The sequence below is a fragment of the Micromonospora craterilacus genome (assembly GCF_003236315.1).
Taxonomy (GTDB): Bacteria; Actinomycetota; Actinomycetes; order Mycobacteriales; family Micromonosporaceae; genus Micromonospora; species Micromonospora craterilacus.
The window spans coordinates 1-9,941 of the sequence record NZ_POTY01000251.1 but is presented as its reverse complement, the minus strand read 5'-3'; the positions used below and the strand labels follow the sequence as shown (position 1 = coordinate 9,941).

Here is a 9,941-nt window from a genome sequence, read left to right as displayed (position 1 = left end):
GGTGGATTCCGGCTCGCCGGTCGGCTCGCTCTCCGGTTTCGGGGCGGGCTCGACCGGCTCCGGGTCGGGAGTCGGCGGCCGGGACTCGGCGGCCGAGGCGTACACGACCACCCGGTCGGTGTCCGGGTCGTACGGCTGCGGAGCGCCGAACGTGACGCCACCCGAGGCGATGACCGCCGGGACGCGGACGAACTTCCGCGCCGTCGGGTCGGAGTCGTCCACGACGATCACTTCGTCGGCGCGGGCCTCGGAAACCCACTGCGTCAGCGGGGCGCCGGAAGCGTTCCAGGCGTCGCGCAGGATTTCAGCTCGTGCCTTGGGCACGGTTCACCTCGTTTCTCGCGGGCTCAGCCCGGACCGGTCGGATTGGTGCCCTTGCGGTGGCCCGGCCAGTAGCCGTGGACGGCGAAGAAGAAGGAACTGGCGAGGCGCTTCGCACGCTCAGACCCGACGTGCTTTCGCAATAGGCGGTACAGGCGAGACCACGGGTGTCGATGCCCCGCCCAGCGTTTGAGCCCGTCCCCGCGCGTCCAGTACCGCTTGAGGGCGTTCCCATCCCCGGCCGCAGCCGCGATGGCCAGCGAGTCGTCGGCGTCGGCAGGCTCCGGCTCGTCGGGAATCAGCGGGATGTCGATGTGCTGGCCAGCGAGCGCGATCCGCAGCCGGTCGAACCGCACCGGACCGACCCGGTCCACCAGCTCGGGGAGCCGGGCCAGGTCGCCGGTGTAGATCGCGGTCATGTGCGCGTGCCACGGGGCGTGCTGGCGCGGCAGGGCCGCATCCGCGAAGTCGAGGGCGTCCCCCACGAGCGTGTGCGCGGCGTCGAGTAGGTCCCCCGACAGGCCGTACACGATGCAGGGGCTCCGGTCATTGACCGCGCCCGGGTTGAACGCCGACAGGGCGAACACCTCGGCGTTCACCTCGGGGAAGCCGTTGACGGCCGTCGACACGGCGTCGATGACGTCCTGCCGGTCGGCCGCCGACAGGTCCACGGCGTCACCGAGGTAGGCGAGGGTGACGTGCAGCTGCTCGGCCGGCTCCCCGCCCTCGACGGCGAGGCGGGCGGCGTCCTCTTCGGCTGGAATGAGTGCGACCATCGCGCCCGTGTGCTGCTCGGCGGCGGCACGAAGCACGGCACCGGGCACCGACGCCACGATGAGATCCGCGTCGTCGTCGCCGGTGCTGGCGGCCAGGCCGTAGAGGGCCTTGACGTCGGCGAGGCTGTTCAGGGAGGTGAGGGTGCCGACACCGGGCGGTGTCACCCCGAGCAGCGCGACGGCTCGAAGCGCAAACGGGTGATGGTGACCCAGTTGGCAGCGGAACGGCTTGCCTTCCACCGACCGGTCGGGCCACGCCGACGCCATGACGCTGTTCAGCCAGGCGGGTACGCCCACGTAGTCGCCGATGAGGGTGTGTCCGCCGTCGGCGAGTCGCAGGTCTTCGATCCAGCCGATAGCTGGCTCGCCGTCACCGGGCTGGAACCGCGTGTCCGTGTGGCCGATCTTGAGTACGGGTTTGCGGACGGCCGGGCACTTCATCGCTTCGACGGCGGAGGCCAGGTTCTCGCGGGTGGCGTTCCAGGTGCCGGTCAGGATGTTCCATGCGCCAGTGCGGATCAGCTCAACGCCAGGCCGGCGGGTCAGCTCAGGAGTGTCGGGCATCGTCACCACCCGCCTTCGTGTCGCTCGGGTGGTGCATGTCGACGTCGAACGGCGTGACGTAGGTGGGGCCGCCCTCAGGGCGGTCGAGCACCGGCGCGAAGCCGGGGGCGAATGCACGGTCAATCCGGGGATCGCGGGTCCGCTCCCACAGGTAGAGCGCCTTCCCGGCGACCTCGTCCAAGAGGCCGTCGGAGTCCACGACGATGGAGTGGCCGGCGGTGGTGATCTCGACGCGCGCCAACCCGACCCCCTCCCGTATCCGGGGCCGGGTCAGAACAGGGTGGGTTCCCCGCCGTCGGGGATGACCGGGTAGATGAAGCCCCGGCAGCGGAGGCCGCCCAGGCAGTTGCGGTAGCGGAACACCATCGGGTAGTCCGCCAGCGCATCGCCGAACGACGCGTACTCGCGGTCATCGACGCGCCGGCACGGCCCGCAGGTGTTGCGGTCGAGGACTTCCGACGCAGCCCAGGTGATCCCGTCGGGCAGGTCAGCGAGCACCTGCTGGCGGCCGATGCCCTGCGCCGACGTGGCCGCAGTGGAAAGGTTGCCCGCGACCAGGCCGGCGGCCTTCGCCGTCGACAGGTCCGTCAGGGCGGCGGTGACGGCGTCGCGGATCTGCTCGACGGTGGCGTTCGCACCGAGGTGGCCGAGCGCCACCCGGACGGCCGCGGTGCGGTAGCCGGCCACGATCAGGTCCGTCACCGCGGCGGCCATCGCCCGGATCCGGGCCTGCGTCTGCGGGGACAGCGTGGCCCGGATCCGCCGGATCGACGCCACCTCGGCCGCAGCCTGCACGGCGGACTGCCGCGCAAGGCCGAGCATCCCGTCTGCGACCAGCCTCAGCAGCGGTGCCGTGGCGACGCCGGGGATGGCCACGCCGGTCAGGCCGGTTGGTGCCCCGCCGGCTGCGGCGGCGGCCACCGCGGCGGCGAGGGCGGTCACGAGGGGCCCGGACTGCTGCTCCCATGCGGCGGTCATGTCGGCGACGGTCTGCTGCCAGGCGTCGTCCATGGCCTGCACGTCGACGTTGGCCGGTGGGGCGGCGGCGGCGACCCGCACGCCGTCGCCGCCCCCCGGGGATTCTTCCTCGGTCCGGGCTTCTTCTTCCTCGGTGCCGGGGCGTGCAGGTACACGGGCGGGCGGGCCTGCCGGTAGTGGCTGCCGCTCGTCCGGGTCGGGTGCGGGTAGCCGCCATTCGCGGCGCAGCCATGCCTTGAGTGCCGGGTCGGCGTCGAGGGCACCGGAGGAGATGAGCTGTTGCAGGGACTCGGCCGTGACCTCACGGCGGGATCCGACGCCGGAGACGACGACACTGGGGCAGAGTTCCTTGTCGCCCCAGTTCCAGTCGACCAGCCTGGCGACACACTGACGGGTGATGGTGTCGGCGATGGCTTCGGCCTCGGCCTCAAGAGCGAGGGTCCAGCTGTCGATGAACGCGGTGCCGAGCGCGCGGGAGCCGGATTCGCCGGTGCCGAGGTCGAGGTGCGGCATCAGCACGCTTGCGGCCATCTCCTGGTTGAGGAACCGGACGAAGGCGAGGGTGTCGGGGACGCTGCCGGACAAGCCGATGATCTTCAGGATGAAGCCGGGTGGCATCGCCAGACCGGCCTGATCGCCGGCCCGCGCGGCGGAGGCGACCCGCTGTGCTGCCGCCATCTGCTCCGGCGAAGGGTTCGTGCCGGCCAGCGCTTCGGCCACCGGCACGCCGGCCGCCCAACGCCGGTTGGCGATGCCGGACACCTTCACCATCTCGCGCTTGATCAACCACGGGCCGAACGCCGCCCGCAGCAGGCTGTTGCCCTGCCACGCCGTGCCCTCACGATTGCGGGAGTAGAAGACGAGCCGGTTGGCGGCGAGCTGCGGCGCCTCGTCCCGGCTGTCGGTGAGGAGCTGGTCGACGCCCAGCAGGTCACCGCTGCGGAGGTCGGCGTGGATCGCGGCGAGCGTCACCGGGGGCCGCTCGGCGAGCGCGGCGAGCCTCCCGGTGTCGGGGTCGACGGCCATCTCGAAGGCGTAGTGGCCCCACACCATGCTGAGCAGCGCGGCCCGCAGGTGGTCGTTCCACGACACGCCGCGCAGCTTCGCGCCGGTGCCGGCGTCCTGACCAGCGATGTTCAACCCGAGCGAGTCGGAGACAAGCTGGGTGACCTCGGGCCGGCAGCCGGTGCCGTCCAACTGCCACTGCGCCCGCCGCAACTGCAACCCGTAGCCGTCGAGGATCGCGGTGAGCCGAGGGTCGCGGCGCATCTGGGCGTACACGAACACCGACTGCGGGTGCAGCAGATCGGGGATGTGCTCCAGGGCGTCAACGACGAGCGTCCCGTACTGGGTGTCGGACACCATGCCGATCAGGGAGGTGGGGGCAGTCACCCGCAACGCACCCCCTCACCGGTAGATCAGAGTGGGTCGTCGCTGTCCCAGTCGATCCAGTCGCCGCCGTCGCCGTGGTTCAGCCGGTCAGTAGGCGAGACGGGAGGCGGGGCAGTCGGCGGTTCGGGGCCGGACCCAGGCCCAATGGCGGGGGCGGCGCGAGTGATCGAGATCCGAACCGCGTACGACGTTGTGTCGACCTGGTCGTCGTTGCGGGCGTTGGGGAAGCCGGCGTGCTCGTTGATCCACTCGTCTAGCCACCAGGCGCCGGCCGGCAGCCACATCCGGCCGCCCTCAACCCAGCGGGAGGCGGGGATGGCCCGGGTCACCTTGTCGGACTCGGCGTCCAGCGGGGTGATGGACACCCCGTTGTTGGCGGCCTCCCGGGTCAGGGTCATGCCGTGCTGCGACCGCTCCACGAACACCGTGTCGAGGCGCCACTTCTCGACCAGGGGGCGGGCGGCGTCGAAGTGCCGGTTCTCGCCGACGTGCACCCGCACCCGATCGAGAAGGACAAGGTCGCCGGAGATGGTGCGCGCCCACGCGGAGATGACCGTCCAGTCGGCGCTCGCCCGTTCCGAGGCGGCTAGGTCGACGGTGGCGAACCGCCAGCAGTCGGAGAGCCGGAACCGCTGAGGGCCAAGGGCGATGAAGTCGCCGTGGCGGGTGTAGTAGCGCCACCAGAACCGCTTGAACATGTTGCCCTCAGCCGGCGTCGGTGACTGCTGGTAGAGGGCGGAGAACACGTACGAGCCGACCTGTCGGCGGATCTTCGCCCAGTCCCGCTGTCCCCGCGCCGACTGCATCGGTTCGCCGATCTTCCGCCCCAGGGGGTCATCGGACCGGTCGGCGATCGCGGGAATGCGGATGATCTTCCAGTCTTGGGCGTTCTCACCCGACGTGATCTCCGCGATCGGTTCGGCCTCATGCCACAGCGTCTGAATCCACAGCACCTTCGTGTTGGGCCCGTGGCGGGGGATGAGGACCGACTGCCACGTCCGCATGACCCGCTTGCGGTACGCCTCGGACTGTGCCTCCTCCATGTTCTTGAGGGGGTCATCGACGCAGATGTAGTCGGCGGCCTTACCGTTGATGGAGCCGCCCACACCGGCGCAGTAGATGCCCCCGCGGCGTCCGGCGACCTGCCAGCGTCCGGCGGCCCGGGAGTCGGCCCGTAGCCGGATACCAAGGTCGGTGGTGCCCTCGTCGCCGTTGTGGCTCTCGACGGCCATCTTGACGTCGGCGCCCCACCTTCGGGCCATCTCGTCCGAGTAGGACACCTCGATGATCCGGGTGTCGGCGTTGACGTCCGCGATGAGCCACAGCAGGTTCCAGTACGAGCAGAGGGTGCTCTTTCCCTCCTGCGGGCTCATGAAGACCGCGAGCTTGTTGCCGGGGATGCGGTCCTGCGCGAGATCCACAAGCCCTTGGTTGATGACCTCCAGGGCGGGGGTGCGGACCACCGTCGGGTCGAGCTTGCAGGCCATGTCGAGCGGCGACGCCCACCGCAGGGGCCGGTTCAACTGCGCTTCCCGCTCCCGCTGGGCTTTCAGCTCATGCAGGTGGCGCAACTCCAGCAGCTTCTCCAGCTTGATCTGCGCCAAGCTCGGCGAGTTCAGCGTTGAGGCGTTCGATTTCCTGCTCGATGGCACCGAGGGTCACCACCTCGTGCCGGACCGGGGCGTCCAGGCCGAGGAGCTTGCAGCGCCTGTCGATGATGCCGAGGACGACGTGGATGGCCTTGACGTCTCCTCCGGCGGCGGCGGTCCAGGCGCCGGCTTGGAGGCGGTCGAGGCGGGTCAGCTCGACTTGGCGGAGGACGTCGGCGTTGCGGCTCATCTCCTGTACCGACGCCTCCATGGCCCGGGTGATGTCCTTGTGGGCGGCGGCGCGGTCGGCGTAGCCGAGGCGTTCGGCGATGGTTTGGAAATCGAGGCCGGCGAGGCGCATGGCGATGGCTTTGGTGCGGCGTTCGGCGGTGGCGGCGCGTTGGGCGCGGGATGCGGGCATGGTGCGGGTCTTTCTTGGCGGGTTGCGGGATCGGGCGGCCCGGATGGGGTAACTTGATTGTAGGAGCCGCTATCGAGTAGCCGGGAGGCCACGATGACCCGCACGCCATACACCGCCAGCATCTTGACGACGCTCGGCATCACCACCGCCGACATGCGGCAGCTCGTCGCCACCCACGGCGACGCCAGCCCCATCGGGCAGTGCGCCGAGGTCATCAACACGACGATCTGGGGCATGGAGTCGGCCGAGCGCGCCGCCGCCAACGCGGTTGACGCCCTGGCCAAGCAGACCGAGGCGCAGGCCGCCGCGATCGGCGGGAACGGCTTCGCCTTCGACCCCTCCTGGCTGACCCACTACGCCAACAAGGCGGCGGAGGAAGGCGCGAGGCTGCGCGCCGGCACCGAACAGTTGACGATCTTCAAGCGGCTGCTCGACACCCTCCTGGCGGCAGCCCCCGAGGGCTGAAACGCGGTGCCACCAACGAGCCCCCGGCGGGCCGCCGGGGGCTCGACGTTTCGCTACTAGTCGGCCGACCCGTTCGCAAAGTCCACCGGATCGCCGGTGTCCGCCCGGACCGGCTTGATGCCGGTGTACTGCTGGAAGCGGCGGCAGATGACGTCGACATAGCGAGGGTCCAGCTCGACCACCCGGGCGGCCATGCCGAGGCTGTGTGCGGCGATGAGCGTCGAGCCGGAGCCGCCGAACGGCTCGTAGACGAGGCCCCGACGCGGGCACGAGTTGGTGAGCATGGGGGCGATCAGAGCGACCGGCTTCATGGTGGGGTGGTCTTCGCTCCGGGCAGGCTTGTCGACCTCGAACACCGTGGTCTGGGCGTTGTCGCCGAACCAGCGGTCGCCGCCGCGGCCGAGGCGACCGTCCCCGCCTGGCGTGAATCCGTACAGGATCGGCTCGTGCCGGTAGTGGTAGTCCGAGTGGCCGAGCACAAGCGTGTTCTTCACCCAGATCAGGTTCTGGCGGAACAGCCAGCCGGCTTCGTGAACGGCCTGCTCGAAGGTGGTTCGGAACGAGTCTGGGTGTGCGATGTAGATGGGGGCGCCAGGCTTGAGGGCGGCGGTTGCGACCGCAAACGCGCCCGCGAGTAGGTCGGGCAGACCCGCCGCACCGTCGTTCTGGATGGAGAGGGCGCTTTTGGTCTTTCCGACATACTCGACGCCGTAGGGCGGGTCAGTCCACATACAGTCGGCCCGGTCGCCGCCCATCATCGCCTCGACCACGGCTACGTCGGTGGAGTCACCGCATACCAGCCTGTGAGGGCCGAGATGCCATACATCGCCGAGCACGCTGGTGGGCTGCTCTGGGGGTGGCGGCGTGTCGTCCGGATCGCCGAGGGCGGCTAGCGACTCGTCAGCGGGGTGGATGAGGGCCTGAACGTCGTCGTCGGTGTAGCCGGTGCCGTCGTAGTCGCCGTCGAGGTACGACAGGAGCTCGGCGAGGGCGTCGTGGTCGTAGTCGCCCAGCTCGGCGAGCTTGTTGTCGGCGAGGTTGATGCGGCGGGCTTCGGAGTCGTCGCAGCGGATGATCTCGCAGCGGATCGTGTCGTGGCCTTCGGCGGCGGCCGCCTGCATCGTGTGGTTGCCGGCGAGGACCACGAACGCGCCGCCGCTGTCCCGGACCACGATGGACCGGTACTGGCCGGTCTTACGGATCGACTCGCGGATCTTGTCGATGTCGCCTCGGCGGGCGTTGCCAGGGAACGGGGTCAGCTCGTCCAGGCCGACATCGCGGGTCTCGACGTACTCCACTGCGGGCCGCTCCTCTCCGGTTGCGACCCGGTCACGGATCGTGTCGACGCGTGTGGCGATCCCGGGCCGGCGGGCGGGTCGGGGGTGATGCTGGCCGGATGAGTACGAGACGTGACATTTCCGTGACGCTTGGTGCGGTTCTGCTGGTGGTCGTGTTGGCGGTGTTCCTGTTCGGCTGCACCGTGCGGCCGGAGTCGACGGGCGGCCCCCCGTCCGCCGTGCCCACCAGCGACCCCACCGACCCCGACGGCGATCTGCTGCCGATCCTCGAACGCCCTGCCAGTGAGGGCGCGGCGTCGTGGCCGGACGGGCTGGCCGCCCGCCTCGTCGGCGTCGAGCAGGTACCGAACGGGTGGGGTGTCGACGTGCCGAAGTCGCAGGCGGTCGTCAGGCTGACGGTCGAGGTCGTCAACGGCGGCGACGCGGTGCTGCCGCTGTCGCCGGGGACGCAGACGTTGACGCTGCTGTACGGCGACCTGCGGGCCGAGGCTCGGCAGGAGGCCGGCTACAGCTACGACGACCCGGACGAGGAGCAGCGGAAGGGGCTCAGCCGTGAGCCGGGTACGCGGATCCCGGTCGGCGGCAAGGCCACGTTCGTGGAGTCCGCGGTGGTGCCCGTCGACCAGCTGGGTGAGCTGACGGTGGCGGTTCGGCTGCCGGCGGTCGAGGGGATCCGGGAGACGCTCTACCTGACCGGGGCCAGGGGCATGTTGCGGCAGGTGAAGTAGTCCGTTGCTCCCAAGTTAGGAGCAACTGGGAGAAATCTAGGACCACCGGACACGCGAAAGCCCGCCACCGTGGGGGTGGTGGCGGGCTCCGGACACAAAGGTGCTGGCCAAACGTATACCGGTCGGAACACTTCAATGCAAGTGGGGCGTATCAGACGAGGCCGCGTTTCACCAACGAGGCGGCTTCGAGTACATGGCCGGCGAGGTAGACGGTCTCCCTTCCGCGCTTGTCGAAGCGGGGGAGAATGCGGACGCCGGGCTGGTCTTTGCGGTCGGTGCTCGCCCACTTCCGGATCTTCAACGGGGTCACGTTGGCCAGGGCGGCGGCCTCGGCCGTGGTGACCTCCCGGTCCGGTTCGATGACCTCGGGGCGTTCGAGCATCCACGTCTCACCGAACGAGCTGAGGGTGTCGTCGGCCTGCTGGCACAGGTCTGGGCGGGCGGTGCGGAGGAGTTGCCGGTACATGCGGCCGGCGGCGCGGGCGCGGTGCAGAGGCTCATCGAGGGGGTTGGGCCAGCGGGGGTTGGTCGGCTTGTCGTGGTCGGGAGTCACGGTGTGGCCGGTGCCGGTTCGGCGGACGTTTCGTCCTGCTCACGGTCCTGCTCGTCGTCCTGCTCTTCCCCGCTTTGATCTTGCTCGGGGTCGGGCTCCGGCTCCGGCTCGGGGGCGTCCGGCCAGCGCATCAGCAGCAGATACAGGTCGTAGTCGGCCTCGCTACGGTCCTGGCCGCAGCGGGCGCAGTGCACCCGGGACTCCATCGGCCCGCCGAACACCCCCACCTCGTAGCGGGGCTCCGACCGGAACAGCGGCCCATCCTCGTCGTCGGCGTCCCGCCCCGGGCACGCCCAGCAGTCGCCGGGCACCCAGCGGGATCGGTGGGTCCAGCCGAGCATCGCCCGGGATCGTGCCCGCAGCCAGCACAGGTGGGCGACAGCGTCGGCGCCGGTCATGTCCGTCGGGTCGTCCTCGAAACCGGTGGGGTAGACAGCGGTCGGGCCGAGCTGGGCGAGCATCCGCACCCGGGGGGCGAGGATCTTGACGGCGCGGTGCACGGCCGGACCGTGGCGGGTCAACTCGGGTGGGGTGGACAGACGTGCGTGGATACGGACGACCGTCTCCCAGGTGGTGACCACATGGTGGATCTCCCGCTGGAGGGCGTCGGGCGCCTCGCGGATCAGGATGGGAGGCTCGGCTTGGCCGGGGCCGCTGTTGGCCGACAGCGCCTGCGACAGGGTCGGGTACTGCTGCTGGGCCAGGTCCACCCAGTCCCAGGCGAGCATCCGTACGTCGCGTTGGGCGGCGGTGATGCAGGGGTCGCAGTACGGGTGCGTCGGGGAGGTCCAGGCGGGGCGGCGCTCTACGCGGTCGTAGCCCTTGCAGCGGTCGCCGGTGATACACGGGTGGGTGC

General features: G+C 70.4%; 10 protein-coding genes and 1 pseudogene. 2 read left to right on the top strand and 9 right to left on the bottom strand.

Annotation, left to right across the window (positions count from 1 at the left end):
* The 6 genes and pseudogenes from C1I95_RS28190 to C1I95_RS28165 form a co-directional block, all read right to left on the bottom strand.
* Positions 1 to 324 (bottom strand): annotated as a pseudogene (locus C1I95_RS28190) (hypothetical protein); the annotation flags it as partial.
* Positions 325 to 347: 23 nt separating this feature from the next.
* Positions 348 to 1,661 carry a 2'-5' RNA ligase family protein gene (locus tag C1I95_RS28185; protein ID WP_146605878.1) on the bottom strand — a complete coding sequence of 438 codons (1,314 nt, stop codon included), beginning with the start codon at positions 1,659 to 1,661 and terminating at the stop codon, positions 348 to 350.
* Positions 1,645 to 1,902, bottom strand: a complete 258-nt coding sequence (locus C1I95_RS28180; protein ID WP_111218311.1) for a hypothetical protein — start codon at positions 1,900 to 1,902, stop codon at positions 1,645 to 1,647. Before C1I95_RS28180 ends, C1I95_RS28185 begins: the two co-directional genes overlap by 17 nt.
* Before the next feature lie 29 nt (positions 1,903 to 1,931).
* The gene (locus C1I95_RS28175; RefSeq protein ID WP_111218309.1) at positions 1,932 to 4,031 is read right to left on the bottom strand and encodes a phage portal protein family protein; all 2,100 of its coding nucleotides are present in this window, start codon (positions 4,029 to 4,031) and stop codon (positions 1,932 to 1,934) included.
* Between the two features lie 26 nt (positions 4,032 to 4,057).
* Positions 4,058 to 5,635: a phage terminase large subunit gene (gene terL / locus C1I95_RS28170; RefSeq protein WP_111218307.1), complete on the bottom strand. Its 1,578-nt coding sequence runs from the start codon at positions 5,633 to 5,635 to the stop codon at positions 4,058 to 4,060.
* Positions 5,586 to 6,041, bottom strand: a complete 456-nt coding sequence (locus C1I95_RS28165; RefSeq protein ID WP_146605877.1) for a hypothetical protein — start codon at positions 6,039 to 6,041, stop codon at positions 5,586 to 5,588. Before C1I95_RS28165 ends, terL begins: the two co-directional genes overlap by 50 nt.
* 93 nt (positions 6,042 to 6,134) lie before the next feature.
* On the opposite strand from C1I95_RS28165, the gene C1I95_RS28160 reads away from it, so the two are divergent.
* Positions 6,135 to 6,506, top strand: coding sequence for a hypothetical protein (locus C1I95_RS28160; RefSeq protein ID WP_111218303.1), 372 nt, complete (start codon positions 6,135 to 6,137; stop codon positions 6,504 to 6,506).
* 56 nt (positions 6,507 to 6,562) lie between these two features.
* Here the strand turns inward: C1I95_RS28160 and C1I95_RS28155 are convergent, their stop codons facing one another.
* Complete coding sequence (locus tag C1I95_RS28155; RefSeq protein ID WP_111218301.1) at positions 6,563 to 7,804, bottom strand: DNA methyltransferase; 1,242 nt, start codon at positions 7,802 to 7,804, stop codon at positions 6,563 to 6,565.
* Positions 7,805 to 7,902: 98 nt separating this feature from the next.
* Here C1I95_RS28155 and C1I95_RS28150 point away from each other — a divergent pair, with 98 nt between their 5' ends.
* On the top strand, positions 7,903 to 8,532 hold the full coding sequence (locus C1I95_RS28150) for a hypothetical protein (protein ID WP_146605876.1): 630 nt from the start codon (positions 7,903 to 7,905) through the stop codon (positions 8,530 to 8,532).
* Positions 8,533 to 8,683: 151 nt separating this feature from the next.
* On the opposite strand, the gene C1I95_RS28145 is transcribed toward C1I95_RS28150, so the two are convergent.
* Positions 8,684 to 9,085, bottom strand: a complete 402-nt coding sequence (locus C1I95_RS28145) for a hypothetical protein (protein WP_111218297.1) — start codon at positions 9,083 to 9,085, stop codon at positions 8,684 to 8,686.
* Positions 9,082 to 9,941 (bottom strand): hypothetical protein (locus C1I95_RS35435; RefSeq protein WP_199523943.1); only part of this gene is annotated, 860 nt, incomplete at its 5' end. The genes C1I95_RS35435 and C1I95_RS28145, both read right to left, overlap by 4 nt.

Coding starts and splice junctions, on each gene's coding strand:
- C1I95_RS28185 (WP_146605878.1), bottom strand. CDS start 1,661: ATGCCCGACACTCCTGAGCTGACCCGCCGGCCTGGCGTTGAGCTGATC.
- C1I95_RS28165 (WP_146605877.1), bottom strand. CDS start 6,041: ATGCCCGCATCCCGCGCCCAACGCGCCGCCACCGCCGAACGCCGCACC.
- C1I95_RS28160 (WP_111218303.1), top strand. CDS start 6,135: ATGACCCGCACGCCATACACCGCCAGCATCTTGACGACGCTCGGCATC.
- C1I95_RS28150 (WP_146605876.1), top strand. CDS start 7,903: ATGAGTACGAGACGTGACATTTCCGTGACGCTTGGTGCGGTTCTGCTG.